The sequence below is a fragment of the Fulvivirga sp. genome (assembly GCF_040218215.1).
GTDB lineage: Bacteria > Bacteroidota > Bacteroidia > Cytophagales > Cyclobacteriaceae > Fulvivirga.
Genome location: NZ_JAVJQL010000011.1, coordinates 282018 through 308426, shown reverse-complemented (window position 1 = coordinate 308426; position 26409 = coordinate 282018). Strand labels below are relative to the sequence as shown.

Genomic DNA, 26409 nt, shown 5'->3' with positions numbered 1-26409 from the left:
ATACAGTCGTTAAACATATATTTTAAGCCTTAATATGAACATCGCAGAGCATAAAAAGCAGAATAACATTGTTGAATATATTATCCATATGTATCAAACTGAGGACCTTATCAGGGTCTTTGACATGGATATAGAAAACATTAGCCAGTATGTGATAAAACATATACCTCAAGGGGATGCTACAAAGGAGGAGCTAATTGCATGGTATCAGGTTATTCTAAATAAAATGAAAGAAGAGGGTATTGAGAAATCAGGACATCTTTCAGAAACGCAAAAAATTGTAAAAAACTTAAATTCCATTAAGAATCAACTTCTAAGTTCAGATAAAGAATTTGAGAAAATTTACTCAACAGCAGCTCCATCGATTCAGGAGTTTATCACTATGTCGGAAGGGAAAATAAATGACGAAATTCAAATCTGCATTAATGGCGTGTATGGGCTATTATTGGCTAGAATCAATGGAAAAAAAGTGCCGGAAGATGTTCAACCGGCACTTGATCAATTTGGTAATGTATTGTCCTACTTGAGTTATAAATACAAACAACAGAATTTTTTGAATGACAATTAGTTTTTATAGACCTTACCACCTTTCATAACGAAAGTGACGTTTTCCATGGTCTTAATATTTTTTAATGGATCTTCATCAACAGCCACTATGTCTGCTAGTTTTCCTTTCTCAACAGAACCTAACTTGTCGGTAATCCTCAAAAGCGAAGCTGCTCCCATGGTGGCAGATTTTATTGCTTCCATTGCTGGCATACCTGCTTCTACCATATAGCCGAATTCTTTTCCATTCTGGCCATGGTCAAAAACTGCGGCATCCGTACCGAAGGCTATTTTAACACCTGCCTTGTAGGCATCAGCAAAGGTTTGTTGAATCTTTGGGCCAATAGCTAAAGCCTTAGGCACTATTATCGCTGGAAAATAGCCTGGAATTTTCGCTCTTTCTTCCACTGACTTACCTGCTGTAATAGTCGGCACATAATAAGTCCCTTTCTTCTTCATCAATTCCATAATTTCAGGTGTCATTAAGGTGCCATGCTCTATTGAGTTTATTCCAGCTTCTACAGCTCTTTTTATTCCTTCCGGGCCATGAGCATGAGCTGCGGTTACCATGCCATAATCATTGGCTGTTTCCACTATAGCTTTCAACTCATCCATTGTAAACTGGGGGCCAGACCCATCTTTAGCAACGCTTAGAACGCCACCAGTTGAGGTGATTTTTATAACATCAGAACCTTCTTTGTAGCGCTGTCTTACCGCCTTTCTGGCTTCATACGGTCCATTGATAACACCTTCTTTGGGGCCTGGATCACCCATCAAATCTTCTCTGTATCCATTTGTTGGGTCAGCATGACCTCCTGTTGTACCTATACTATTACCTGCTGTATATATTCTTGGCCCATCAACTTTACCAGCATCAATGGCCTTTCTTAATGAAATATTGACACCACTTCCACCTAAGTCCCTAACAGTTGTAAACCCAGCCATAAGCGTAGTCTTGGCATAAACGGCAGCGTCATAAGCAATATCCGATTTGTTTTTGGTGAACTCATTCAAATAGCTCATCGGGCTTGACTGGCCTTCAATGTGTACATGCATGTCCATTAGGCCTGGCATTACAGTTTTTGATTTAAGGTCAATAACGGTGTCAGACGGCCCGGCAGTTTCATAGCCTTTTTTAACATCTACAATTTTATCATCCTTCACAATGATGGTCATTTCCTTAAGAGGCTTATCACTGACACCATCGATCAGTTGACCGCAGTAGATTAAGGTATTCTGCCCAAATGACTGAATAGAGACTAAAATAAAAGCTAAAAGAGTAATTTTTCTAATCATAGTTATAGGGTGTTAGTATTGCTAAATATTGATCATTATCTTCTTTATGGACAATCTGACAATGCCATTCATTGTCATTGCTTAATTGTGTCAAGAAAGCTGGATCAATATACAACCAATTGAACCACTCTCCAACAATGTGCTTATACTCATAGCAAAACTGCACTTCACCGTAATATGGTTCTTTGGGAATTTCATCATACATATAAGCCACATCACTGGAATCAACTATGGCTATGCCTCCAGGATTAAGAAGTGATCTGAGTTTTTTAAAAAACTTTGGCGCCTCTGATACCTTACCGCACAGCCCAAAACCATTCATCAATATCAGAAGAGTATCAAATTTTTCGCCCTTAAGATCATAAAGGTTTTTATTGATTACGTTTTTTATACCTATGCTTTTCATTGCATTGCAGGCAAATTTTGAGATTTCCAATGCAGCAACATCTATTCCCATGGCCTGAAGCACTGCGCTATGTACACCAGTGCCCGCACCAACATCCAAAGTACGCCCCTGACAAAAGCTCAAAGCAATGTTATCTAAGTCAGTAAAGTCTTCTTCCGATCTAAAGAAAACCTCAACTGGCATTAGTTCTGGTTCACCGTAGCTGTTATGAAGTATTAAATCTGCTGAAACCTCAGTTTCGAAATAGTCAGAAAGAGCCTGCTCGTAGGGTGTCAATGTTTTAATTAAGGTATTTCTCCGCTCTTTGTTTTATTTCTTCCTTGTTGATAGCCTGCTTGGGGTCCAAATAGGTGGTGGACACCAAATCAAATAACGCTTCTTCCTTATAACCCAGCTTCTTAATCACCTGAAAACAGAATTTCATTTCTTCCTTATCTATCCTGCCATCTATTTTCATCACTAGCACAAGGTCAGTCATGAGATCAACTTTCTGTTCTTTGGACAGGTGAGTAAGCGAAGGAATAGAATAATCGGCTTCTGTGTTTTCAATAATTGCTTCTATATCCTCTGATGAAACATTACTCGAGGCTCCAATTTGCCGTATTAATTCTAATTCGGCATGATCGGTTTCACCGTCAATTTTTGCCATCATTACCAAAATATTTAGATGTGGATTATCCTTCATACCTAATGACTTTTAGAAAATATAAACGTTGGGCAATTTAATAAATCCTTACAAATAAAACCTTAGTTTTAAATCAAACCATTGTTAAAATGAATTTCCTTGCCCATATCTACTTATCTGGAAATAATGAACCGCTCATGGTTGGAAATTTCATTGGCGACTTTGTAAAAGGCAATCAACTCAATGACTTTGAAAGTGAAATCACCCGAGGTGTTAATTTACATCGGGCGATTGACGAGTATACCGATCAGCACCCAGTAGTATCTAAAAGCAAGGATAAGCTAAGGGAGAAATACCGCCACTATTCGGGCGTAATTGTCGATATTTATTATGACCATTTTTTGGCCAAAAACTGGTCTGATTATCATAAAACGGATTTGCTGACTTTTACAAAGCAGTTTTACAATGCAATTAATAATTACCATAATATCTTACCTAAAGGAGCCAAATACATGTTGCCTTACATGATGGAAAACAACTGGCTGTATAATTATTCCAAAGTTGAAGGAATTAGTCGCGCACTTGGTGGAATGTCAAGAAGAACAAAGTTTGACTCTAAAATGGATGAAGCCGTAGTTGATCTAAGGACACATTACGATGAGTTTGAGAAAGAGTTCAAAGAATTTTTTGTAGATCTTCAAAGCTTTGTCGCCCAATGGCTCAGTGCTAATTAAGATAATACTTAAATTTGCATTAGAATAAATCTGAAGATTATAATGAACAACGATCCGGAATTAAACGGCAAATATTTAGGCTCAATAACACAGGATTTTGTAGTTGTGTCTGACACTTTAAAAGAAGCTTCTTATCAAATAAGGAAAAGGAAGTTCTCTGATCATCCTATATTCCCTATATCAAAGTTTGAATTGCCTATTGGTCAGTTATTAGTGGCTAAGCAAGATTTGGCCACCAATTGGAATTATAATGCTTCATATCTGGATGAGTTCACTCAAAGGGAAATCATCGGAGAAGAAAAGGTTGAAGATTTTAAAGCCAACTATAAAGACCCTGATGAATTCTGCTGCCTGTTTGTGGTAGATGATGAGTTCACCAATTTTGTTTTTATACCCTACCCTGAAGATTAACCTTTATAGTGGTTCCAACCCTGGGCGGTAATGTCAACAATATTCTCGCCCTTGGTTATCATCTTATTGCCTTTTGAAGCTTCATGGATATAGCCTATCAGATGAATATCTGCGTGGTTTTTAACCTTCTCAAAATCTTCCTGACTGATAGTAAACAGAAGTTCATAATCTTCTCCTCCATTGATTGCAGCAGTAGTTGCATCAATCTTCATTTCATATCCGGTATCATAAGTCTGCTTGTCAACAGGTAGTTTGTCTTCATAAATTTGAAGCCCTTTTCCTGATGCCCGTGCAATATGCAACAGCTCGCTGCCAAGGCCATCTGATATATCAATCATGGCTGTTGGCTGAATATTTAATTCCTTTAATTCATGGATAATGTCCATTCTCGCCTCTGGCTTCAACTGGCGCTGCACGATATAGTCATACTTCTCAAGCTGAGGTTGCATATCCGGATTGGCCATAAACACCTGCTTTTCACGCTCCAAAACCTGAAGGCCCATATATGCGCCCCCCAGATCTCCGGTAACACAAACAATATCATTGAGATTGGCTCCACCACGATAGGCCACTTTATTCTTATCAACTATACCAATTGCAGTAATAGATATTACCAGCCCACTGGCAGAAGATGTGGTATCTCCACCTACCAGATCAATTTTGTAATTATCACAAGCCATTCTAATTCCTTCATATAGCGCATCAACAGCCTCAATAGAAAAGCGATTGCTAAGTCCGATGTTGACGGTGATCTGTGTTGGCGTTCCATTCATGGACGCAATATCAGACACATTAACCGCCACTGCCTTATAACCTAAATGCGCCAACGGCATATAAGACAAATCGAAATGAATGCCTTCCAATAGCATATCTGTAGCTACTAAGGTATAGCTCTCTCCATTGTCAATAACGGCAGCATCGTCACCTATTCCTTTAACAGAAGTTTTACCCTCAATCTTGAATTTTTGACTAATCCTATCTATTAATCCAAACTCTCCCAGTTCACTTAATTCTGTCCTTTTTTCTGCCATTATGGTGTTTTTTGAAATTAACTTGTCGCTAAATATTGCAATTAGACGTTCAAAGTTACGTCATAACTAAATGCGTAGCCCTGTCAAAATCCAAAAAATCTAAGTTTACGTTTCTATATTAAAAGCGATTTGTGATGAAGAGATTTATAGAACAGATAATAGTAGTGTGTCTACTCATTGGATTGATAGCAGCTTGCGGCCCCAGACCACAGTACAAAACTGCTAAAGGGAAGAAAAAAATGAAATACTATAACTCTATTCAATACGACAGAGCGCCCTTGCCAAAGTCTAACAACAAGAGACGCTAGGCAATTTCCTGACAAAGTTCGATTAGTACCCCATTTGTGGATTTAGGGTGAAGAAAACAAACCAATTTGTTATCTGCGCCCTTTTTTGGCTCCTTATTGATCAGTTGAAAACCTTCTGCTTCGAGCCTTTTCATTTCTTCATGAATGTTGACAACCTCATAGGCGATATGATGAATGCCTTCACCTTTCTTATCAATAAACTTGGCTATGGCGGATTCTTCATTCGTTGCTTCGAGTAGTTCGATTTTAGTCTCTCCCATTTGAAAAAATGAGGTTTTTACATTTTCAGAAACAACTTCTTCCAATTTATAAGGTTCCCTGTTAAAGAGCTTACCGAAGATTTCATTAGACTCATTGATGTTTTTAACGGCTATTCCTATGTGTTCTACTTTTAACATAAATCCTTAAATTCACTTATATCAATCAAATCAGTAACTTTGTCTAAAGTTTGAAACTTTTTGGTGATGCCGAAAGTTTTAAACTAAATTTATTTTAACAGAAGTAATCCAACAATATATAATGGAGGCAGTAACAGATGTGCATGTTGAGGCGGCAAGAATTCAAAAGGAGATAAAAAGTCACCTTGGACTCCGTAGCAATGCACTTATTTTTGAATATAGCAAGTTTGAGAGCAAGACCAAATTGGATCTTATAACGATAAATCCAAGACATAATCAGTCATTTTTATTTCATTCTGAACTAGGTTTTGATAAAATAGATGCGCTGAAAAAGATGCTTGAGTATGTTGAGAATTATAAGGAAAAGGAAAGTCCTTATACCATTCAGTGGATTGCAAATGGTGATAATAAAGAATTGCACACCTCCTACTTTAGAGCAAGTAGCATATATGATGCATTAGACAAGCTTTATTATGGAAGAGATAGTAATACCATTACGGTATTCAGTGTTGTTTTAAATCCTGTAGCTTAATTTTGAAGAAATTATGATTAGTGTAACAGAAAAAGCGAAAGAAAGAATCATCAATCTGAGATCTCAGGAAGGAAAGAGTGATGATCACAATATAAGGGTTCTGGTTCAGGGCGGTGGATGCTCAGGACTAATGTACGACCTTAAGTTCGATTCTGCTATTGAAGAAAAGGATGAAGTTTTCGAAGACAATGGCATTAAGATATTAGTCGACAAGAAGAGTTTACTGTACTTATTAGGTACCACATTAGACTTTTCTGACGGATTGAATGGAAAAGGATTTCAATTCATAAACCCAAATGCTACAAGAACTTGTGGCTGCGGAGAAAGCTTTGCAGTATAATTAGTTAGCAATATATTTAAACAGAAAGGGCTGATTCAAATGAATCAGCCCTTTCTGTTTGACAGTATCTTAAGGTTTATCTACCTAAAGCCTTAAGCATTGTGTCTCCTATATCTGCTGGGGATGCAACTACGTGTAAGCCACATTCTTTCATAATTTTCATTTTGGCTTCAGCAGTATCATCTGCTCCACCAATGATAGCTCCTGCGTGTCCCATTCTCTTACCTTTAGGTGCAGTTTGGCCTGCAATAAATCCAACAACTGGTTTTGGATTGCCTTGAGCTTTAATCCAACGTGCAGCTTCAGCCTCATAGTTACCACCAATCTCACCAATCATAACGATAGCTTCAGTTTCAGGATCATTCATCAGCATCTCAACAGCTTGCTTGGTAGATGTTCCAATAATCGGGTCACCACCAATACCAATAGCCGTAGAGATACCAAGACCAGCTTTCACCACCTGGTCAGCAGCTTCATAAGTTAAAGTACCTGATTTAGATACAATACCAATTTTACCTTGCTTGAAAACAAAACCCGGCATAATACCAACTTTTGCCTCTCCCGGAGTGATTACTCCAGGGCAGTTAGGTCCTACGAGAACCACATCTTTTCCTTTTAGGTAATTTTTAGCCATTACCATATCCTTAACAGGAATGCCTTCTGTAATAGCAATGATAACTTTAATACCTGCATCCGCAGCTTCCATAATGGCATCGGCAGCAAATGCTGGCGGCACAAAAATGATAGATACATTAGCTCCTGCCTTATCAACAGCTTCTTTTACAGTATTAAATACGGGTTTATCAAGGTGTGTCTGACCTCCTTTACCAGGAGTAACACCACCTACCACATTTGTTCCATATTCGATCATTTGACCTGCATGGAAAGTACCTTCTGAGCCTGTGAAACCCTGTACTATAACCTTCGAATCTTTATTGACTAAAACGCTCATGTATCGCTTGGATTAAAATTTGCACAAAAATAAAATTTTATGTCGCATAAGCAAAGGTAATGAGAAGTCAATGCGTGGTGTCATGCTAAAAAAAATATGCTCTTTTACGCAACCTTTTTTTCCGTACACGACCGACCATGTGTGTCCGGTTCTGCTACAATCTTTAAAACCCATTTTTAATTATACTATTGATTATCAATAAGTTAACTTCTTGGCACACCTATTGTAAAATAGTTCACAGGTCAAAATTAGTCTCCCGATAAAGTTCGGGAGGCACTCAAAATAAAACAACAACAATCATGAGTGGTCAACTCAAAAAGTACAGTATGCTGTTCGTCTTAGCAGCTTTGGGAACATTACCTGCGTTTGGTAATGACACAGATAAAAAAGAAGACAGTCAACAACAAATCGAAATTCTCGATCCATTTTATCCTTTTGATAATCCTAGCGAGCCACAGGTTTTAGAATTCTATAACTTCAATGATGAGCTCGTTTACAAAGTAACTATTACAAAAGACGATGAGCCAAATGCAGATTTGGCCAAGTATCTGAACGAGAGTGATTTTCTGATTCAGAGTTCAAAGACTTCATATTTCCGATTAAACAATTAGTTTTTTCAAGTTTAGGTTGAACGGAAGGCTCACATGTGTGGGTCTTTCCTATTTTTGTGGGAATAATAAAAAAGTAATTATTACATTTATCAAATTCCTTATCAAAAACAGACTTTGAATAGAGGCTACTTATTTATTCTCATAATCCTGTGCCTAATATCAGGTATCCATTGCTCAGCAGCTATTTTTGATAGTAATGAAGGTATTATTGAAATCTATCTTAACCGGACAGATAAGGATGGCAATAGAATTTTAAGTTTAGAGCAAATTGAAAATGAGCTGGATTTATCTTTAAAAAATGCTGACTCGGTAAATGTTTTCTATTCTTACTTGGCGCTATCAATTTCCATCAGGGATATTGATAAGTCATTAATGATTGAGAACATTATTAATGCTTATTCATTTATACCCCAAGGTGAAAGTTCAAAGCTGCTTCCTTATCTTAAACTTGCAGAAGCTATTTCATATTATCATTTAGGCAACCCCACAGAAGCCCTTAATAAAATTACCCAACTAAAGATTGAGCAAAAGAATAATATAGAAAAAACACTAGCGATCTTAATTGAGATCAATTCAGCATTATTTAATGCGGTTTTGGGTAAAGATGAGTTAGCAGAAAACATGCTAATTGATTTGGCTCCTGCTATCGAAAATTCCACAGAAATAGATAAAACCTACAGGTCATTTCTGGCACTTAATGTTATCAATACCCTAGGAATATCCTATCTGGTAAATAGAAAAACAGATAAGGCTGAGGAGATAATTTTAAAAGGAATTTCTATGGCTGAAGATATGCAAGAAGGCCGGATGTTAGCCAACTTTCAGGGCAACCTTTCCAATATTTATTTTCTTCAAAACAAATATTATAAGGCTATAGAATACTCTATGCTGGACTTGAAATTCAGCCAGAAAAAAGATAACAAAAGAAGTGTGTTTGGACTGGCAGGTATTTTGGCAGAAAGCTACTTTAAATTAGAAAAAATTGACAGCACTGAAAAATACATTCAGATAGTTTTTAAGCTGCTTCCAGAGATCAATGAGCCCTTTTTTATTGACAATAATCTTGCTTTCTTGCTCGACTATTACAACAAAACAAACCAATATCAGAAACTGATTTCTACCACCAAGTACTTCAACTCAATTAAAGACTCAATTGCAAAAGTGCGTCTGAGCAAGGACTATGAGATAGCACAATCCCAAATGGCCCTCGAGAAAGCCCGAGAGAAAATAAACCAACTTACACAGATAAACCATTTGGAGAACCAGCGGAGAAGAGCCATATATAAATACAATGTAGCACTTATAATAGGTATTTTCGCTATCATACTTTTGGCCATTTTTATTTATAGAAACTTAACCCAAAAAAGGATGCAGAATCTTCAGCTTGAAAGAAAAAATACTGAAATAAACAACCAGAATGAAGAGCTGAAATCGCAACAGGAGACTTTAAAAACACAATCTGATAAAATTGCCGAATTGAACACCCTGTTGGAGCAAAAAGTCAATGAGCGTACAAAAGAATTACTCCTAAAAAATAAAAAACTCGAAGATTATGCTCATTATAATTCACACAATATACGAGGGCCGCTAGCCCGTATTCTTGGTTTAATCCATTTGTGGGAAACTCAAAGCATTCAGCAATCAGAAAAAGAAGAGATGCTAAGCAGGATTGAGGAGTCAGCAAAGGAACTTGACGAGATGGTGCGTAAGGTAAATCAGATGCTTGAGTAACCTTAAGCTAAAAGGCCACTATTGATAGACTAATCCATTTTTTTTATATAACTTGGTAAGTTGAATCTATAAAATATGTCAGGCTTTTCATCATTTTGGGCTTCTCAAAATAAGGTTTTTAGAATATCAATTATTCTACTACTCTTAGCATCAATCACTTACGGACAAGGTAACAGAAAACCATTTGCTATAGAAGGTAAATTAAACCTTACCTCATGGGACATTGACCAAAACCCTATCGAGCTAAATGGCGACTGGTTTTTTTACTGGAGCCAAATACTTACCCCTCAGGATGGATTACTTTCATTCAACCAGGAAAATAAAAACATTAAATCATTCCCAGGGCTTTGGACGGATTATGAAGGAGATACCAGTTATCCCTCGTTTGGTTTTGCATCTTACCTACTAATTATAGAAGGTCTTGAAAAAGACAAGGAATATGCCTTAAAAGTACCTGACATGTATTGTAGTTATCAGCTTTGGGTAGGTTCTAAGCTGGTGGCATCAAATGGCAAAATTGGGAGAGATGCGGAAAGCTACGAGCCTGAGTGGCGGCCCGTCACAGTAAATTTTGTTGCCGAAAGAGAAACTGAATCCATTCTTTTAAACATATCAAATTTTGATCACTCCAAAGGAGGTATTAAGAACAGCATTGTGCTGGGGCCTGTTGAACACCTGGCCAGTCAAAGAACCAATGAAGTTGCAGCCAATCTTATCAGAATTATTGGTATAGCCTTAATATCAATTATTTCATTGGCCGGCTTCTTCCTTTACTCAAAGAAACTGTTTACCTATTTTTCTATCTTTAGCATTTTGTGGTCGGTAAGGGGCATTTTTTCAAACATGTACCTTATCTACTCGTGGATTCCCGATTTTAACTGGACATTAGGAACAAAGATCGAGTACCTGACAATCTACACATCAGTTTTAGTTGGTTATCATATTTTTCATAACCTATTTCCCAACCATTCCAATAAAATTATTAGTTGGGCTTCCATCTTCATAAATTCTACATTTATCATTATTACCCTGGTATCTCCTGCAGTGATGTTTACTGAATTGCTAAACATCTATTTTGGTTTGATGGGACTGCTGCTGGCCTATATCCTGATCAATGTGATCCAGGCCTACATATATGATGAGAAAGGGGCCGGGTATCTAGCTGTGGCTATTACCCTTATTATTATATTGTTCTTTTATGATATGCTATCCTATTATAAGTTTTTGCCTTATAACCCCTACATAACAAGTATAGGATATGTCATACTCTATGGGCTTTTGGGCTATACTTTAAGATATAATCAACTTCACAAAAGCAAAGACACAACATTCAAATTTTCATAAAAAAACAAGGTGTCTCAAAAGTTAAGCGTCATTGCGAACGCAGTGAAGCAATCTCTTCTAAGGACTCGCAGTCAGCCATGAGATTGCTTCGATTCCTCGCAAAGACGAGATTTCAATACTTTTGAGACACCTTTTCTTTTCACTTCTGAAAAAAGATCTTAACTATTTAGCAGCGTTATATCTTTTTGTAACCTCATCCCAGTTAATAACATTAAAAAATGCCTGGATGTAATCAGGTCTTCTGTTTTGATAGTTTAGGTAATAGGCATGCTCCCAAACATCAAGACCTAAAATTGGTGTGCCTCCGCACCCAACATTTGGCATTAAGCTATTATCCTGATTAGGCGATGAACAAATCTCTACTTTTCCACCTTTATGAACGCATAACCATGCCCATCCTGATCCGAACCTTGTAGCGGCAGCAGTAGCAAAAGCTTCTTTAAATTTATCATAAGAACCATAGGCAGCATCAATGGCTGCAGCCACATCTCCCGAAGGTGCCCCTCCACCCTTTGGTGACATCACCTTCCAAAATAGATCATGGTTAAAATATCCGCCTCCGTTATTTCTTACTGCAGGCACATCAGAATGGTTGGCAAGCAAATCTTCTATTGATTTTCCCTCCATTGGAGTACCTTCAATAGCTTTATTCAAGTTAGCAGTATATCCTGCATGATGCTTCCCATGATGGATTTCCATTGTTCTTGCATCAATATGTGGTTCTAATGCATCGTATGCATAGGGTAATTCTGGCAATTGAAATGACATAATATTTCTATGTTTTAGTTCAACAATTCGTTATACCTCAAATATAACCATCAGCACCCGAACAAAAAACGAAAGGTGTTTCTCAAATTCTATGATAACATTTATTTAATCTATCAATCAGCTGAACTAATAGCTAGATATGCTTATTTGGCTACTTATCTCTCAATTTTTGAAAAAAGAGGGTGACCAAACTACCGCATTCAGAAGCCATAAGACCATTCTTCACTTCCGTTTTTGGATGGATGATCTTCTTGTTTAGAAAACTGAAACCTCTTTTTTCATCACGAGCACCATAATACAATTTCCCAATTTGCGACCAGTAAAGTGCACCACCACACATACCACATGGCTCCAGGGTAACATAGAGTGTACAATCAGTTAGATATTTTGTTCCCAAATAATTACAAGCTGATGTAATAGCCAACATTTCTGCATGAGCAGTTGGGTCATTAAGTCTTTCGGTTTGATTGTAAGCCCTAGCTATAATAGTGTTATTTGCCACAACCACTGCCCCTACAGGTATCTCTCCCTCCTCTTCAGCAATGAGTGCCTGCTTCAGGGCCTCTTTCATAAAATGCTCATCGCTATGGATAGATAATGTCATTCTATGTTCTTTTTAACTTTAAGACTATTCATTATCTGCGGGGCAATGTCTACCCATCTGTCTTTTATCTGAACGGGAGTATTAAAAGTAAATACGAAGGTTTTTCCATTGATAAGCAAATATTGGAGGTAAGTATAGGTCCTGATGGCATCACGCTGATCTAAAGAGTACTTGTCGCCATTAATTCTTGAGGTAAATTCAAACACGATATAACGCATATCATTAATCACCTGAATATCTTCCTTTATAAAATCTACTCTATCATAAAGGTTGGTGATGCTGGCTTTAAAAAAGTCCTTGGCTATTTCAATATCTGTGCTTCTCCATCTTGTAGCAGACACATTGACACTAAAATCTACCAGCCTTTCATCATTAGTAAATGCACCAATAGGCTTACGAACGGATGGATAGCGCTGCGCTATGTCCTGTGGACTCATCGCATAAAATGATTCTGGCAGCTCCACTGTGATATAATCACCAATTTTGGCTTTGACCATTTTCTGTTGAACTGGAGCCAACCATAACAATGAACTTATTAATAGAGTAATTTTTAACATCTAGTGTTGAATTTTCAGACTTATATTTCGCTGCAAACTTTATACCGTTAACCCAGGCAATACACTTACTTAAAAGTTGATGTATAATTCACCTTGTGTTATGACGATTCGCCTTTTGGCGAATGTCAGGGTTAATCGTGACAAAAAATCTGAATTCAGATTTTTTCATCAATTAAGCAATGAAATTTTCAATTGCTTAATTTCGGATTAACTTTGCGCCTCAAAATTATAAATTTTAGAATGCTACGAACACATACTTGCGGAGAATTAAGGATTGCCGACATAAACAAAGAAGTGACCCTTTCTGGTTGGGTACAAAAGACCAGAGATAAAGGTGGAATTATTTGGGTCGATTTGAGAGATAAATATGGTATCACTCAATTGATACTTGAAGAAGGCAAAACAGATGCAGATTTATTGAAGTCTGCTTCAAAATTGGGTCGTGAGTTTGTAATCCAAGCCAAAGGTGAGGTTGTAGAGAGACTTAGTAAGAATGATAAGATTCCAACTGGAGATATAGAAATAAGAGTATCTGAAATCAATATCTTAAATCCATCTAAAGTGCCGCCATTTACCATTGAGAATGATACTGATGGTGGTGAAGATTTAAGAATGAAATATCGCTACCTCGATCTTAGAAGGGAGGTAGTAAGAAAGAACTTGCAATTGAGGCATCAATTGATGAAGGAAACAAGGGCTTATCTTGATGGAAGTAATTTTATTGAGGTAGAGACTCCTGTCTTGATCAAGTCTACACCGGAAGGTGCCAGAGACTTTGTTGTCCCTTCAAGAATGAATGCAGGTGAGTTTTATGCCTTACCGCAGTCACCTCAAACTTTTAAGCAGTTATTAATGGTGTCTGGCTTTGACAGATACTATCAAATTGTAAAATGTTTCAGGGATGAAGACTTGAGAGCTGACAGGCAGCCTGAATTTACGCAAATAGACTGTGAGTTATCATTTGTGGAAAGAAAAGATGTTCTAGATACTTTTGAAGGGTTGGTAAGGCATCTCTTTAAAAATGTAAAAGGCATAGACATTGGTGAAGTACCCCACATGCAGTACGATGACGCCATGAAATATTATGGTTCTGACAAACCAGATATCAGATTTGATATGAAGTTTGTTGAGTTGAATGATGTAGCTCAAGGCAAAGGGTTTAATGTATTTGATAGTGCGGAACTCGTTGTTGGCATCAATGCTAAAGGCTGTGCAGAATATACCAGAAAGCAGTTGGATGCGCTTACTGACTTTGTTAAGCGTCCGCAGGTGGGTGCAAAAGGTATGGTATATGTAAAATGTAATGTCGATGGAACCTTTAAATCCTCAGTTGATAAGTTCTACTCTGAGGAAGATTTAAAAGCTTGGGCAGATAAAATGGGTGCTCAACCTGGTGATTTACTACTAGTTCTAAGTGGAGATATAGACCATACGCGTAAAGCAATGAATGAATTGCGTTTGCACATGGGCAATGAATTAGGGCTGAGACAGAAAAGTGAATATAAACTGCTTTGGGTGATTGATTTTCCATTATTAGAGTGGGATGAAGACAGCAAGCGTTTCCATGCCATGCATCACCCATTTACTTCACCAGTACCAGAGGATCTAGCTAAGCTGGAAACCTATCCAGGTGATATTAAAGCCAATGCCTATGACCTTGTTGTTAATGGTGTTGAATTAGGTGGCGGATCGATAAGAATTCATGACAGGGCAGTACAACAGCGAATGTTCAAGGCATTAGGCTTTACCGAAGAAGAGGCTCAAGCCCAGTTTGGTTTCTTACTTGAAGCATTTGAATATGGAGCGCCTCCACATGGTGGCATCGCCTTTGGTTTTGATAGATTGTGTGCCTTATTTGGAGGTTCTGATTCTATTCGTGATTATATCGCTTTCCCTAAGAACAATTCTGGAAGAGATGTTATGATCGATTCACCAAGTGTAATAGACAATGCTCAATTGGATGAATTGAATCTTAAGCTGAACTTAAAATCATAATAGAATCATATTTAGACTTGCTTAATGTGACAAAAACAAACAAGGCCTTTCAATTTGAAAGGCCTTGTTTGTTTTAGAAGTTACCAAACTTCAATGAGAAACTGCCGCTATAACCCGACAGGTCATCATCAGTCATATTTACTAAGCTGGAATTTGTAACGTATCTGTAGCTTGCTCCCATTCCTATTTTAAAGAATTTGGTAATATTAAGTTCTATTTCAATACCTGGTTCTATAACTGCAAATGCCGATGATTCGTCATATTCATTGATATATCTGCCATTATCATTTCTATAATCATTTTCAGTAATGTATGCTCCACCTGCTCCTAGTAAAACCGGTACATAAATATGAACAATCTCTCTAGGGGCTATTATCGCTCCTAATACCAACCCTCCATAACCTCCATAAAGAAACTGTTTAGTGACAGGTTGAACTCCAACAAAGTCAACCTCATTGGCAATACCATAGAAACCCATTCCTAGTACAAAATGATTATTTAAAATCATACCGCCAGTAACACCCGGCATCAATACAATATCATCTTTAATTTCAGTTGTTTTGAGTTCAAGAGCTCCAAAGCCCCTGGCCTTCGAGTTTCCCCCGAGCATGGTTTTTATTTCACGATTCTTTTTTGGTTCCTGTTCTTGCGCTATGCCAAGCATGGCAATGAAAATAATTAATGTGAGAGTTAGTGTTGTTCTTTTCATGAGTTTAGTTGAATAATTGATTGAATGTCATTTTTAATTTAAAGTGTACCGAATCGACAGTTTTCCACCGTCTGCATGGATATTAACTGTCCCGTTTTTGTCTTTACCTGTACCAATAGTGCCTGTGATTTTGGTGAGTTTATCATCGTTTTCATAGACTGATTTTTCATAATCGCCAGCACCTATCAACATATTAGATTCCTTACCAACCAGATTTATGTTTACGAGCGAATGTTCGAAGAAAAGGAGATCGAAATCTGTAGACTTACCCAACAATTCTATGTCCCTGAAGCCAGGTTTCACCAGTTCAATATTCAACTCCCCATAATTCATATCAGCAAACACTGTCCTGGATAAAGACTTTACATTGATTTTCGTGAAGCTACTGTTGCCCCTTAACACTTGCAGACTGTCAATCCTCAACTTGTCATTTCTTGATTCCATCTTAAGCAAACTAAGTTTAGATACAACAAGTGTTGAAGAGCTGCTGGTTAGGTCTATATCCTTGGCTCGTTCAATTTCAACATCGGCTGAACGCAAAACAAAGACGCCATTATTAATATTATTGATATTCGCCCGCCCGAAACTCAGGTTCAGATCAAAGCCACCAATTATTTCATCGGTCTTTAAATTGCCATTGGCTAAGCCTACTTTAACATCCCCTTTAAAATTATCCAGATAGATATCTCCGAATTTATTAGAAATCTTGATATTAGTGTATTTTGGAGCATACACTTCATAATTAACTGTGACCTTTCCTTTAGTACTGAGCAGCCCACGGGAATAATTATCCAGGTCATCCCAAAGGTCTTTTAAAAAACCTTTCGACCGATCAATGACGGTTTCAGCTACCACAAACTCTCCGGCTCTGTTAAAATCAAATTCTACTCGATCAAGTAGCTTGTCTGCCGCATCCTGATCTTTAGCAAAAGAGGTGACCTTTACTTTTATTACTATAGAGTCTTTAGCCCACGAATTGATAATCACCTGCCCATATTTATTGGCAACTTCAAGACTCGCTTTTTTGTCCACTTTATAATTTTTATTAAAGGTTTTTGACGAACTGACATCACCCTTCCCTGCACCATGCCCATTGCTGCACAGCAGCAAGCAAAGTGCTATACTAAATAGATACTTCATCATCTTCTTCTGTATCATTACCTTGAATTTCGTTTAATATCTGCTCCAAAATTTCCAGCTTGACCCTGTAAGTCTCAATCATGGCGCTTATTACTTCTTCATTATCAATATCATCCTTAAGGTCATTTTTTAGAGACTCATATTCCTGATCAAGCGTATCCAAATCTCTTAAAATAGCCGGATCAAGCTCAATTTTCTGGCTTTTAATAAATCGCATTTGGTCAGCCATAGTGGCAGAATAATAGTTCTCAGCTTCAATTACTTCCTGAGGTAATGCTGGAGTTCTTAAGCTAATATAAAGGGTGCCTGAAATCACAAAAATCAATGCTATAGCTGCTGCCATTTTCCACCAACCTGTATAATGATGTGGATGCAGGTTTTGATCTATTTTATCCCAAAGCTGATCTTTGTCGATCTCATAGACCTCAAAATCCTCTCTTTGGTTGTTTACAAAATCTTTAAAATTATCTTTCATGATTTAATTAACATTAATTGATAATACCTGTCTGATTTTCTCCTTGGCCTTACTATACTGTGCTCTTGAAGTGGATGTTGAAATGTTTAATATCTCGCCAATTTCCTGATGATCATACCCTTCGAAGACATAAAGATTCAACACTGTTCTATAGCCCACAGATATATTGTCCATAGCTTTCAAAATCCTTTTAATCTGATAACCCGACCAATCACTGTTTTCATTCCCTTCATCCTCCACTTCCTGGTTTTCAAACATTTCAAATTGCTTTCTTTTTCTCAGTGCATCTATACAATGGTTAAGAACAATTCTTTTTAGCCAACCTGAAAAAAGCTCCTTATCATTCAACTTGTTTAGTTTGGAAAAAGCATGCACAAAAGCATCCTGCAGTACATCACTTGCATCATCATCATTGCCCATCATTCTGCGGCAGATGTTATACATATTTTTCACATACAAATGATACAGCTCGCCCTGGGCCTTGCGATCCCCTTTTTGGCTCCTCTCAATCAGATAATGCTGCAGGTGATTTTCCGAATCCAAACTATAGTCAATTTTCAAGTAAAAGACGGGGCAACTTTGGGAGTGTTGCCAATTTGAAGAAAATTATTTTAAAAAAATTTTACCCCAGGTCGTAAAAGTTGTCAATTCTGTAGTCTAATATGTTCTATATGTCTTTTATACCATATTTTTTGGCAGTAATCCGTCAAAGTACTGAACCAAAACAATAATGCCTGAATCAATAAATGTAGTATATGTTGAAGTATACCATCTCCTCCAAAAATAACATACCAAGGGTTAATATTAAGCCTGAAATAACACTCCGTAAGCCTAAGAAATTAGCAGTTTCTCCAAACTTAATCTGTAAGAGGGGGCCTCTATCCCCTCCGGTTACCTTCTTGTTAAATTCCGTCATTTATCCATAGAATTCATTTAACTTGGTGAGTTATTTGATTTTCGACATTTATAAAATAAGCACAGGAGAACTAATAATTCTGCTATTAAAACTCACACCTTTGATGCCCTATAATATAATAATAAAATATCTGCTCATACTTTTGTTTTCTCATATTATTCTTTTTTCAAACGGACAAGGGATTCAATTCGAACAAGTATTCCAAGCTCCGCCTGCAATACAGAGCAATCCTGTTTTTGATGACATTCGTAATAGTTCAGTTGCTTTTGCAGACGTAGATGGTGACTTAGATCAAGATGTAATAATTACAGGCAGAAGTGCTTCTGATACACGAATTGCAAAGCTCTTCACCAATAATGGCAGTGGGGTTTTTAATGAAGTATTAGGCACCCCATTTGTAGGGGTTTCTGATGGTGCCGTTGCATTCTCTGATGTAGATGGAGACTCTGATCAGGATTTAATCATTACAGGGTCCACAGGAACGGTTAGAGTCACAAAACTTTACATTAACGATGGCGGTGGTATTTTTACAGAAGTCATAGGCACTCCTTTTGAAGGAGTTGCATTTGGTTCAGTAGCTTTTTCAGATGTAGATGGTGACTTGGATCAAGATATACTCATCACGGGAAATAATAGTTCAATTACACCCATTACAAAACTATACAAAAACAACGGTGAAGGGGTTTTTGAAGAAGTGATAGATGCCGTTTTTGAAGGGGTGTCTTTTAGTTCCATTGCTTCAGCCGATATAGATGGAGATACAGATCAAGATATTATTACAACAGGTTTTAATAGTTCTGGCATACGAATCACTAAACTCTACAAAAACAATGGTAGTGGGATCTTTACAGAGGTTATAGGCACTACTTTCGATGCGGTGGCATCAAGTTCAATTGCTTTCATTGATGTGGACGGAGATCTAGATCAGGATTTACTAATTACTGGTAAAAATAGTTTAGAAATAGCAAGCTCGAAACTTTATGAAAACGATGGAGATGGGGTTTTTACTGAAATAATAGGCACCCCTTTTGAAGGGGTTTCAGATGGTTCAATTGCCTTTGCAGATATAGATGGAGACTTAGATCAAGATGTATTTATTACAGGAACTAATAGTTCAAATGCCTCTATTGCAAAACTCTATGATAACGATGGAAATGGAGTCTTTACTGAAATAATGAACACACCCTTTGACGGGATCTCAGGTGGTTCAATTGCCTTTTCAGATGTCGATGGCGATTTAGATCAGGATGTCCTTGTGACTGGCCTAGCCACCACCGTTAGGATTTCAAGACTTTACAGCAATAACGGAAGTGGTATTTTTACAAGAATAACAGGGAGCCCTTTTAATGGGGTCTCAAACAGTTCTATTGCTTTCACAGATGTGGATGAAGATTTGGATCAGGATGTATTGATTACTGGTCTTAATAGCTCAGATGTAATAATAGCAAAGTTATATAGTAACAATGGAGGTGGCCTTTTTACAGAAGTCGAAAGTACTCCTTTTGAGGGGGTTCAGAATAGTTCCATTGCCTTTGCGAATATAGATGGCGATTCAGATCAGGATTTACTAATCGCAGGGCTAAATAGTTCAAATGAACGAATTGCAAAACTTTATGAGAATGATGGAAATGGGGTTTTTACTGAAATAATGAGTACCCCTTTCGATGGAGTTGAACATGGTTCTATCGCCTTTGCAGATATAGATGGCGATTTAGATCAAGATTTAGTCATTACAGGCCTCAATAGCTCTAACGTTCAAATCTCAAAACTCTATACCAACGATGGAAATGGTGTTTTTACTGAAATAATGAGCACTCCTTTTGAAGGAGTTCAGAATAGTTCTTTGTCCTTTGCAGATATAGATGGGGATTTAGATAAGGATTTATTAATTACAGGCCTAAATAGCCTAGATGAACGAATTACAAAACTTTATGAGAATGATGGAAATGGGGTTTTTACTGAAATAATGAGCACTCCTTTTGATGGAGTTGAACATGGCTCTGTTGCCTTTGCAGATATAGATGGCGATTTAGACCAAGATTTGGTCATTACAGGTAATAATACATCAAGCATTCGAATTACAAAACTTTATAGTAATGATGGCAATGGTGTATTCACTCAAATTCCAGGTACCTCCTTTGAAGGGATTCAAAATAGCTCTATTGCATTTGCAGATGTAGATGGAGACTCAGATCAGGATTTAGTAATTGCAGGATTAAATAGGTTAAATATTAAAATATCCAAAATATATGGTAATGATGGTAGTGGCGTTTTTTTAGAAATCCAAGAAATTACTCTGGATGGTGCATCTTCTAGTTCGCTGGCCTTGACAGATGCGGATGGAGATTCGGATCTAGATGTACTTATCACGGGTAATAATAATTCAAATAAGCGAATTGCCAAGCTTTATGTCAACAAGCAAATCCCTACAATTACATTTGAAGCAATTAATAAGGTTTATGGAGATTCGGATTTTATACTCTCCTCAACCTCAAATTCGGCAGGTACTATTACCTATTCTATAGTGGGGGATGCAAACGGAACAACTATTTCTGGAGAAGAAGTTTCATTGGGAAGTGCTGGAATGGTAACAATAAGAGCAACACAAGTTGCGGATGGCAATTATACCTCCACCACAAAGGATATTATTTTAGCTATTGCTCCTAAGGCCATTGATGTAATTGCCAGTGAGAATCAGGCCAAAGTGTATGGTAACTCTGATCCAACATTTACATACATAGTTACAGAAGGGGCCTTAGAACCTGGCGATTCTTTTACAGGGTTATTATCTAGAGATGCAGGGGAAAATGTAGGAACTTATGCCCTCAACATTGGAACTTTATCGGCAGGCACAAACTATAATATTACTTTTATTAGTGCAGATTTTACGGTTACGGCTAAGGATCTCACTGTAACGGCAGACGTGAATCAGAGCAAAGTGTATGGTGACTCCGATCCAATTTTTACATATACAGTGACTACAGGAGCCCTAGAAACTAACGATTCCTTTACTGGGCAACTATCGAGAGCAGCAGGGGAAAATGTTGGTTCTTATGCCATCAGTGAAGGAACTTTGTCTGCGGGCGCAAACTATAGCATTACTTTAATTAGTGCTGATTTTGCAATTATGGCTAAGAATCTCACTGTAACAGCAGATGTTAATCAAAACAAGGTGTATGGCGACTCTGATCCAATATTTACCTACAAAGTAACTACAAGGGGATTAGAAACTAACGACTCTTTTTCAGGGTCACTTTCGAGAGAAGAAGGTGAAGATGTGGGCACTTATGCGATAACCGTAGGAACTTTATCTGTAGGGGCAAACTATAATATGACGTTTATTGGTGCCGATTTTAGCATCACTGCCAAACCCATGACTATAACTGTAGATGCCGGTCAGACCAAAGTGTATGGTGCCTCTGATCCAATATTTACCTACACAGTAACTACAGGGGGATTAGAAACTAACGCCTCTTTTTCAGGATCACTATCGAGAGAAGAAGGTGAGGATGTAGGCACATATCCCATTACTGTCGGAACTCTATCTGCAGGAGCAAACTATAATATGACGTTTATTGGTGCCGATTTTAGCATCACAGCATCAGTTACATCAATTGATAATTTAGAGGTTAAGGTTGTATCCATTTATCCAAATCCTACTAGTGGCGAGCTAAAATTTGAAAAGAATAATGACAATATCAGATTAATAAGAGTATTTGATTATTCAGGAAAAATGTTAATTGAGAAAACTGAAATAGGTCATGATAATAGAATTGACTTGACCTCTTATAAATCGGGAATTTACTTCATACACCTACAAACAGATAAAGAATTAATTACTCATAAAATTCAGAAGAATTAGTGCCAACTCATCAGTTTGTTAGAAACATACACAAAGGATTAAGTGAAAAAAATAACATTCAAAATGGATCTTCCTAGGCGATCATTTTAAAGCTAGTTACCTGACCTTAACTCTCGAGCCGTGCCAGTAAAGAAGTTATAAATGATTGAATTTTTGACTTTACCATCAAAGTTTCCAGATCAGGGATTAATTTCACGCCAATAACTTCATTTAGTTCCTGTAACCAGATGCTGAACTTTATTATCCAAATACTGAACAAGGAGCAATACCACAGAACTGATAAGTAAATGAGGAAGGTATTTTAGCATACTATCACCAGCAAAAGCCACTATCAAGGCAAGTGTTAATGCGAAGCTTACTAATATCCCTAGCACACCAATTACGTAGATTACTTTCTCAGTACTATCACTTTTTGCTTCAATTGAGGCAATCACATTAGAAGAAAATTGCTTTGATAATTCAAAGTCAGGTTCCGCCTTCAAAGCGTCAAACACCTTGCTATAAAGCTTTTCATTATTATCAAAGGATTGGGTTTTCCCTTTTTCCAGTAATTCCTGAATTTCTTTGTCCGATAGATTGGTCATATCAATTCCTCCTTGTCTAATGTGAGCTGCAGGCTATCTTTTAGTAGCTTTCTCGCTCTAAATAAATAATTTTTTACAGTGCCAACAGGCATATCCATGATTTCAGCAATCTCAGAATGCCCCATGTCCTCCAAATGAAATAAAGTTACCACAGATTTATAATGCACAGGCATTTGCTCAATTGCTGCCAATAGGAATTGTTTAACATCCTTCTCTTGCAACGTCTCAAGTGGTGTAGTATTTTCTATCATTATCTGGAATTCCTTTGGACTTAGCTCTTGTATATCTTTATCTATAGTAATATTTTTTTTCTGTAAATGATTGATGCTTAACCTGTAAGCAATGGTAGCAATCCATGTTGATAACTTCGATTTAAAGTTAAACTCACTGAGTTTCTGATGCACTTTAACAAACACATCCTGGCAAAGCTCTTGCCTGTCCTCATCATTTTTAATTAACCTTCCAACCATATGAGCTACCAGCCTCTGGTTCTGATCAATCAAAACCTTAAAAGCCTGCATATCACCATTAAGTACTGCACTTACCAGTTGGTTGTCATCCACCATTATTTTCGTTAGACAAGAGTTTATCTATTAAGGTTGCAATACAGCAAAACCTTGCTTTGGTGCGTCACTCTGCAGCACTGAATTTAATTATTTTATCTGCAACTGCAACCTTTTATATCACTGCCCCTGTCAAACGGGTAAACAAACAATTTTCAAACATGGACTCATACGAATTTCTAACGCCTCTTGCTATTTTTGGTGGACTTGCCTTCTTCTGGTATATCATTTTAAAGTATATCACAGAATACCTTTTGAAGAAAAAGATGATAGACAAAGGCTATGTAAATGAAGAAAACCAGGCGCTATTCAAGCAACAAGAAGGCTCAACCAATATGTATTCAGCACTGAAATGGGGGCTCATATTATTATGTGGTGGTATTGCCCTGATACTTTTAGAATACATTCCTTATGAAAGAGATTCTCCCTTGCCATTTGGAGTATTTATAGTATTTGTAGCAGCAGGGTTTCTTATCTATTTCAAAATGATGAAAAAAGAAGCTGAATAAATCTCATAACTCAAAAACTCAACAACATGATACGTAACTATTTAAAAATTGCTCTTCGCAACCTGCTTAGAAACAAAACCTTCTCATTCATAAATATATTTGGCCTCGCCATAAGTATGTCTATATGCATCATCATCATTATGATGATTGCAGATCAGAAAAGTTATGACAGACATATCACTAAAAAGGATAGGGTTTATCGAGTAAATACGCACCGCAAGCATTCGGACGATATGGTTAATAAATTTGCAACCACTCCGCTTCCTATGGCTGATGAATTACTCACAAATTATAGCGGAATAGAACAAGCCACGAAACTCAGAAGAGGGTTTGGAAACGCGTGGGTTGATATTGACAATGATGTCAACATCCCTGTTGCGGGCTTCTTTGCTGACAACTCTTTTTTGGATGTATTTGAATATGAATTACTCTACGGTGATGCCAATACTGCACTATTACAACCCCACTCAGTTGTACTTACCAAAAGGGCAGCAGAAAAATTGTTTGAAATAGAAAACCCCGTGGGTGAGATTGTTAAAGTTGGTGATCTTGGTGAATACAAGGTCACGGGGGTACTAAAAGACATTGAGTCTAAATCACATATAAAATTTGAGGCCCTTGGCTCCTATTCTTCCTTAAAAACTTTAGAAGCTGATAGTATCATTCATAAAGCAAATGACGATTGGAATATTACAACGTCAGGCTGGACCTACATTCGATTGGAAGAAGGTTCAGCTATAAGCAAAGTGGAAGCTCACCTTGCCGAGATTAGTGAAGCTCACTATGGTGAAATTGAAGATGTTGATAATAAATTTTACCTACAAGGGGTAACAGAAATCACCCCTGGCCCCTTGTTGGGTAATCAGATCGGCCCGGGCCTGCCAAACATTTTTGTATATTTTTTAGGAGGTCTGGCACTAATCATAATGATTTCGGCCTGCTTTAATTATACCAATTTATCTATTGCCAAAGCATTAACCAGAGCTAAAGAAGTGGGTATCAGAAAGGTATCAGGGGCAGTCAAGCATCAGATCTTCTTCCAGTTTATTAGCGAGGCTGTAGTCATTTCATTGCTGGCTTTAGGCCTGGCCTTGGGCTTTTTAGTAATACTTAAGCCAGCATTCTTAAATATGAAGTTTTCACAACTTCTACAATGGGATTTGAACACCGAGCCTGGGGTTATGCTACTGTGTGTTCTTTTTAGTGTAGTAGTAGGTGTACTTGCAGGCACCCTGCCAGCTTTATTGCTTTCGTCATTTCAACCTATAAAAGTGCTGAAGGAGCTGTCTAACATAAAACTATTCTCTAAAATAGGATTAAGAAAAAGCCTTATTGTTATTCAGTTTGCCTTCTCATTGGTTTTCATCATTTCAACAACGCTGGTCTATAACCAGCTTAATATGATGTTGAATGCTAATTATGGCTTTAATGGAGAGAATATAATTAACGTTAAAATAAACGATGCCAATGTAGACTTGCTCAAATCAGAGCTAACCAATCACAGTAGTATTCTTAATGTAACAGCCACCTCTCACCTGCCGGCTGCCGGCACCAGTTATGGTGATGATGTGAGAATCAATCCTGAAGATGAAGAAATGGAATTCAATTACTTCTCAACTGATGAAAATTACATTGAGAATATGGGTCTTAAGCTAATAGCTGGTAACAACTTTAAAAAAGAAGATGTACGAACTTCACCTGATAAGCTAATTATCAACACAAAAATGGTGGGTATGCTTGGGTTTGAAAGTCCGAGTCAGGCTATCAATGAAACCATTATTGTAGGAGACAGTATCAGAATGACTATTGCTGGGGTTGTTGAAGATTACAATCATGAGGCGCTGCTTGTGGAGATTGGCCCAATGGCCCTTATCCCAAAAACTACGGAACATCATATATTACAGGTTAAATATCAAAATGGTAATCGTGATGCAGCAGTAAATCATCTGGAAACAAGCTGGTCTAAAATCAATCCTTCTAAGAAAGTGACCTATCAGGAGTTTTCTGAGGAAGTGAAAGGTTTTTATGATTTGATGTTTGGCGATCTTGTAAACATTATTGGATTAATCTCATTTCTCACCATTACCATTTCATGTCTTGGTCTACTCGGAATGGCCACCTTTACTACGCAGACTAAAGTCAAGGAAATATCGATAAGAAAAGTATTAGGTGCGAGCGATAAGAATGTGATCCTAATGCTGTCAAAAGGGTTTATTATGTTGCTAATTATAGCTACGGTAATTGCTCTTCCAATAGCCTATTTTGTTAATAACATGTGGCTACAGTCATTGGCTTACAGGGTAAACATTAACTTTTCAGTGATTGGGCTATGCACTGGAATAATGTTCTTGTTAGGGATCATTGTAATTGGATCGCAAACAATAAAAGCCTCCATGTCTAATCCTGCGGAACAACTGCGATCGGAATAGTCTCAAAATTTAGCGATAAAAAGAAGGTGCTTC

The 26409-nt window shown here is 37.4% G+C and carries 28 protein-coding genes; 13 read left to right on the top strand and 15 right to left on the bottom strand.

The genetic code is table 11. The annotated features are described in order from the left end of the window. Positions 1-34 precede the first annotated feature (34 nt). Positions 35-568 (top strand): DUF4924 family protein, encoded by a 534-nt coding sequence (locus RIB54_RS06040; protein ID WP_350099727.1) that lies wholly within the window; start codon positions 35-37, stop codon positions 566-568. Here RIB54_RS06040 and RIB54_RS06035 read toward each other — a convergent pair. The 3 genes from RIB54_RS06035 to RIB54_RS06025 are packed head-to-tail and all read right to left on the bottom strand — an operon-like array spanning position 565 to position 2933. Continuing rightward, positions 565-1839 (bottom strand): metal-dependent hydrolase family protein, encoded by a 1275-nt coding sequence (locus tag RIB54_RS06035; RefSeq protein ID WP_350099764.1) that lies wholly within the window; start codon positions 1837-1839, stop codon positions 565-567. The two genes, RIB54_RS06040 and RIB54_RS06035, sit on opposite strands and share 4 nt — an antisense overlap. Continuing rightward, positions 1835-2524, bottom strand: coding sequence for a class I SAM-dependent methyltransferase (locus RIB54_RS06030; protein ID WP_350099726.1), 690 nt, complete (start codon positions 2522-2524; stop codon positions 1835-1837). The genes RIB54_RS06035 and RIB54_RS06030 overlap by 5 nt, the downstream gene beginning before the upstream one ends. Positions 2525-2528: 4 nt before the next feature. Beyond that, positions 2529-2933: a tellurite resistance TerB family protein gene (locus RIB54_RS06025; protein ID WP_350067480.1), complete on the bottom strand. Its 405-nt coding sequence runs from the start codon at positions 2931-2933 to the stop codon at positions 2529-2531. An 89-nt stretch (positions 2934-3022) separates the two neighbouring features. On the opposite strand from RIB54_RS06025, the gene RIB54_RS06020 reads away from it, so the two are divergent. Together RIB54_RS06020 and RIB54_RS06015 are read left to right on the top strand one after the other, a co-directional pair. Next, entirely contained in the window at positions 3023-3607 is a 585-nt protein-coding gene (locus RIB54_RS06020; protein ID WP_350099725.1) for an acyl carrier protein phosphodiesterase, read from the top strand. A 42-nt stretch (positions 3608-3649) separates the two neighbouring features. Next, positions 3650-4018: a hypothetical protein gene (locus RIB54_RS06015; protein WP_350099724.1), complete on the top strand. Its 369-nt coding sequence runs from the start codon at positions 3650-3652 to the stop codon at positions 4016-4018. On the opposite strand, the gene thiL is transcribed toward RIB54_RS06015, so the two are convergent. Then, positions 4015-5049, bottom strand: a complete 1035-nt coding sequence (gene thiL, locus RIB54_RS06010) for a thiamine-phosphate kinase (protein WP_350099723.1) — start codon at positions 5047-5049, stop codon at positions 4015-4017. The genes RIB54_RS06015 and thiL overlap by 4 nt on opposite strands. Before the next feature lie 134 nt (positions 5050-5183). On the opposite strand from thiL, the gene RIB54_RS06005 reads away from it, so the two are divergent. Next, positions 5184-5357, top strand: a complete 174-nt coding sequence (locus RIB54_RS06005; protein WP_350099722.1) for a hypothetical protein — start codon at positions 5184-5186, stop codon at positions 5355-5357. On the opposite strand, the gene mce is transcribed toward RIB54_RS06005, so the two are convergent. Continuing rightward, on the bottom strand, positions 5354-5755 hold the full coding sequence (mce, locus tag RIB54_RS06000) for a methylmalonyl-CoA epimerase (protein WP_350099721.1): 402 nt from the start codon (positions 5753-5755) through the stop codon (positions 5354-5356). The genes RIB54_RS06005 and mce overlap by 4 nt on opposite strands. Before the next feature lie 121 nt (positions 5756-5876). On the opposite strand from mce, the gene RIB54_RS05995 reads away from it, so the two are divergent. Beyond that, positions 5877-6287 (top strand): hypothetical protein, encoded by a 411-nt coding sequence (locus RIB54_RS05995; RefSeq protein WP_350099719.1) that lies wholly within the window; start codon positions 5877-5879, stop codon positions 6285-6287. Positions 6288-6300: 13 nt separating this feature from the next. Beyond that, on the top strand, positions 6301-6627 hold the full coding sequence (locus RIB54_RS05990) for a HesB/IscA family protein (RefSeq protein ID WP_155187965.1): 327 nt from the start codon (positions 6301-6303) through the stop codon (positions 6625-6627). Between the two features lie 76 nt (positions 6628-6703). Here RIB54_RS05990 and sucD read toward each other — a convergent pair whose 3' ends face one another. Continuing rightward, the gene (gene sucD / locus RIB54_RS05985; protein WP_350099718.1) at positions 6704-7579 is read right to left on the bottom strand and encodes a succinate--CoA ligase subunit alpha; all 876 of its coding nucleotides are present in this window, start codon (positions 7577-7579) and stop codon (positions 6704-6706) included. 299 nt (positions 7580-7878) lie between these two features. On the opposite strand from sucD, the gene RIB54_RS05980 reads away from it, so the two are divergent. The 3 genes from RIB54_RS05980 to RIB54_RS05970 all read left to right on the top strand — a co-directional run bounded on the left by RIB54_RS05980 (position 7879) and on the right by RIB54_RS05970 (position 11265). After that, positions 7879-8190, top strand: coding sequence for a hypothetical protein (locus tag RIB54_RS05980; RefSeq protein ID WP_350099717.1), 312 nt, complete (start codon positions 7879-7881; stop codon positions 8188-8190). A gap of 114 nt (positions 8191-8304) precedes the next feature. Further along, the gene (locus RIB54_RS05975) at positions 8305-9921 is read left to right on the top strand and encodes a PilN family protein (RefSeq protein ID WP_350099716.1); all 1617 of its coding nucleotides are present in this window, start codon (positions 8305-8307) and stop codon (positions 9919-9921) included. A 75-nt stretch (positions 9922-9996) separates the two neighbouring features. Continuing rightward, complete coding sequence (locus tag RIB54_RS05970; RefSeq protein WP_350099715.1) at positions 9997-11265, top strand: 7TM-DISM domain-containing protein; 1269 nt, start codon at positions 9997-9999, stop codon at positions 11263-11265. 162 nt (positions 11266-11427) lie between these two features. Here the strand turns inward: RIB54_RS05970 and RIB54_RS05965 are convergent, their stop codons facing one another. The 3 genes from RIB54_RS05965 to RIB54_RS05955 form a co-directional block, all read right to left on the bottom strand. Continuing rightward, a complete protein-coding gene (locus RIB54_RS05965) occupies positions 11428-12033 on the bottom strand; it encodes a superoxide dismutase (protein WP_350066829.1) in 606 nt (201 codons plus the stop codon). 151 nt (positions 12034-12184) lie between these two features. Further along, complete coding sequence (locus RIB54_RS05960) at positions 12185-12637, bottom strand: nucleoside deaminase (RefSeq protein ID WP_350099714.1); 453 nt, start codon at positions 12635-12637, stop codon at positions 12185-12187. Beyond that, on the bottom strand, positions 12634-13134 hold the full coding sequence (locus RIB54_RS05955) for a hypothetical protein (protein WP_350099713.1): 501 nt from the start codon (positions 13132-13134) through the stop codon (positions 12634-12636). The genes RIB54_RS05960 and RIB54_RS05955 overlap by 4 nt, the downstream gene beginning before the upstream one ends. A 300-nt stretch (positions 13135-13434) precedes the next feature. On the opposite strand from RIB54_RS05955, the gene aspS reads away from it, so the two are divergent. Next, positions 13435-15189, top strand: a complete 1755-nt coding sequence (aspS, locus tag RIB54_RS05950; RefSeq protein WP_350099712.1) for an aspartate--tRNA ligase — start codon at positions 13435-13437, stop codon at positions 15187-15189. 73 nt (positions 15190-15262) lie between these two features. On the opposite strand, the gene RIB54_RS05945 is transcribed toward aspS, so the two are convergent. Genes RIB54_RS05945 through RIB54_RS05930 form a run of 4 tightly spaced genes read right to left on the bottom strand, consistent with a single transcriptional unit; the run spans position 15263 to position 18056 of the window. Beyond that, positions 15263-15898: a hypothetical protein gene (locus tag RIB54_RS05945; protein ID WP_350099711.1), complete on the bottom strand. Its 636-nt coding sequence runs from the start codon at positions 15896-15898 to the stop codon at positions 15263-15265. Positions 15899-15931: 33 nt separating this feature from the next. Then, complete coding sequence (locus RIB54_RS05940; RefSeq protein ID WP_350099709.1) at positions 15932-17056, bottom strand: hypothetical protein; 1125 nt, start codon at positions 17054-17056, stop codon at positions 15932-15934. After that, positions 17022-17513 (bottom strand): hypothetical protein, encoded by a 492-nt coding sequence (locus tag RIB54_RS05935; protein ID WP_350099708.1) that lies wholly within the window; start codon positions 17511-17513, stop codon positions 17022-17024. The genes RIB54_RS05940 and RIB54_RS05935 overlap by 35 nt, the downstream gene beginning before the upstream one ends. Positions 17514-17516: 3 nt before the next feature. Next, positions 17517-18056 carry an RNA polymerase sigma factor gene (locus RIB54_RS05930; protein ID WP_350099707.1) on the bottom strand — a complete coding sequence of 180 codons (540 nt, stop codon included), beginning with the start codon at positions 18054-18056 and terminating at the stop codon, positions 17517-17519. 476 nt (positions 18057-18532) lie between these two features. Between RIB54_RS05930 and RIB54_RS05925 the strand changes: the two genes are divergently transcribed. Continuing rightward, positions 18533-22291 carry an MBG domain-containing protein gene (locus RIB54_RS05925; RefSeq protein WP_350099706.1) on the top strand — a complete coding sequence of 1253 codons (3759 nt, stop codon included), beginning with the start codon at positions 18533-18535 and terminating at the stop codon, positions 22289-22291. A 206-nt stretch (positions 22292-22497) separates the two neighbouring features. Here RIB54_RS05925 and RIB54_RS05920 read toward each other — a convergent pair whose 3' ends face one another. Together RIB54_RS05920 and RIB54_RS05915 are read right to left on the bottom strand one after the other, a co-directional pair. After that, positions 22498-22875: a hypothetical protein gene (locus RIB54_RS05920; protein ID WP_350099705.1), complete on the bottom strand. Its 378-nt coding sequence runs from the start codon at positions 22873-22875 to the stop codon at positions 22498-22500. Beyond that, positions 22872-23441 (bottom strand): RNA polymerase sigma factor, encoded by a 570-nt coding sequence (locus tag RIB54_RS05915; protein ID WP_350099704.1) that lies wholly within the window; start codon positions 23439-23441, stop codon positions 22872-22874. The genes RIB54_RS05920 and RIB54_RS05915 overlap by 4 nt, the downstream gene beginning before the upstream one ends. Before the next feature lie 158 nt (positions 23442-23599). Between RIB54_RS05915 and RIB54_RS05910 the strand changes: the two genes are divergently transcribed. Then, positions 23600-23947, top strand: coding sequence for a DUF6249 domain-containing protein (locus RIB54_RS05910; protein ID WP_350066850.1), 348 nt, complete (start codon positions 23600-23602; stop codon positions 23945-23947). A gap of 26 nt (positions 23948-23973) precedes the next feature. Next, positions 23974-26376, top strand: coding sequence for an ABC transporter permease (locus RIB54_RS05905; RefSeq protein ID WP_350099703.1), 2403 nt, complete (start codon positions 23974-23976; stop codon positions 26374-26376). Positions 26377-26409 lie beyond the last annotated feature (33 nt).

Excerpts from the sequence above, each read along its gene's own strand:
- aspS (WP_350099712.1), top strand. The coding sequence starts at position 13,435 with ATGCTACGAACACATACTTGCGGAGAATTAAGGATTGCCGACATAAAC.
- mce (WP_350099721.1), bottom strand. The coding sequence starts at position 5,755 with ATGTTAAAAGTAGAACACATAGGAATAGCCGTTAAAAACATCAATGAG.
- RIB54_RS05995 (WP_350099719.1), top strand. The coding sequence starts at position 5,877 with ATGGAGGCAGTAACAGATGTGCATGTTGAGGCGGCAAGAATTCAAAAG.
- RIB54_RS05965 (WP_350066829.1), bottom strand. The coding sequence starts at position 12,033 with ATGTCATTTCAATTGCCAGAATTACCCTATGCATACGATGCATTAGAA.
- RIB54_RS05920 (WP_350099705.1), bottom strand. The coding sequence starts at position 22,875 with ATGACCAATCTATCGGACAAAGAAATTCAGGAATTACTGGAAAAAGGG.
- RIB54_RS05915 (WP_350099704.1), bottom strand. The coding sequence starts at position 23,441 with ATGGTGGATGACAACCAACTGGTAAGTGCAGTACTTAATGGTGATATG.
- sucD (WP_350099718.1), bottom strand. The coding sequence starts at position 7,579 with ATGAGCGTTTTAGTCAATAAAGATTCGAAGGTTATAGTACAGGGTTTC.
- RIB54_RS05960 (WP_350099714.1), bottom strand. The coding sequence starts at position 12,637 with ATGACATTATCTATCCATAGCGATGAGCATTTTATGAAAGAGGCCCTG.
- RIB54_RS05925 (WP_350099706.1), top strand. The coding sequence starts at position 18,533 with ATGCCCTATAATATAATAATAAAATATCTGCTCATACTTTTGTTTTCT.
- RIB54_RS06005 (WP_350099722.1), top strand. The coding sequence starts at position 5,184 with ATGAAGAGATTTATAGAACAGATAATAGTAGTGTGTCTACTCATTGGA.
- thiL (WP_350099723.1), bottom strand. The coding sequence starts at position 5,049 with ATGGCAGAAAAAAGGACAGAATTAAGTGAACTGGGAGAGTTTGGATTA.
- RIB54_RS05990 (WP_155187965.1), top strand. The coding sequence starts at position 6,301 with ATGATTAGTGTAACAGAAAAAGCGAAAGAAAGAATCATCAATCTGAGA.
- RIB54_RS05910 (WP_350066850.1), top strand. The coding sequence starts at position 23,600 with ATGGACTCATACGAATTTCTAACGCCTCTTGCTATTTTTGGTGGACTT.
- RIB54_RS05940 (WP_350099709.1), bottom strand. The coding sequence starts at position 17,056 with ATGATACAGAAGAAGATGATGAAGTATCTATTTAGTATAGCACTTTGC.
- RIB54_RS05970 (WP_350099715.1), top strand. The coding sequence starts at position 9,997 with ATGTCAGGCTTTTCATCATTTTGGGCTTCTCAAAATAAGGTTTTTAGA.
- RIB54_RS05935 (WP_350099708.1), bottom strand. The coding sequence starts at position 17,513 with ATGAAAGATAATTTTAAAGATTTTGTAAACAACCAAAGAGAGGATTTT.
- RIB54_RS05945 (WP_350099711.1), bottom strand. The coding sequence starts at position 15,898 with ATGAAAAGAACAACACTAACTCTCACATTAATTATTTTCATTGCCATG.
- RIB54_RS05955 (WP_350099713.1), bottom strand. The coding sequence starts at position 13,134 with ATGGTCAAAGCCAAAATTGGTGATTATATCACAGTGGAGCTGCCAGAA.
- RIB54_RS06020 (WP_350099725.1), top strand. The coding sequence starts at position 3,023 with ATGAATTTCCTTGCCCATATCTACTTATCTGGAAATAATGAACCGCTC.
- RIB54_RS05980 (WP_350099717.1), top strand. The coding sequence starts at position 7,879 with ATGAGTGGTCAACTCAAAAAGTACAGTATGCTGTTCGTCTTAGCAGCT.
- RIB54_RS05905 (WP_350099703.1), top strand. The coding sequence starts at position 23,974 with ATGATACGTAACTATTTAAAAATTGCTCTTCGCAACCTGCTTAGAAAC.
- RIB54_RS06025 (WP_350067480.1), bottom strand. The coding sequence starts at position 2,933 with ATGAAGGATAATCCACATCTAAATATTTTGGTAATGATGGCAAAAATT.
- RIB54_RS06040 (WP_350099727.1), top strand. The coding sequence starts at position 35 with ATGAACATCGCAGAGCATAAAAAGCAGAATAACATTGTTGAATATATT.
- RIB54_RS06015 (WP_350099724.1), top strand. The coding sequence starts at position 3,650 with ATGAACAACGATCCGGAATTAAACGGCAAATATTTAGGCTCAATAACA.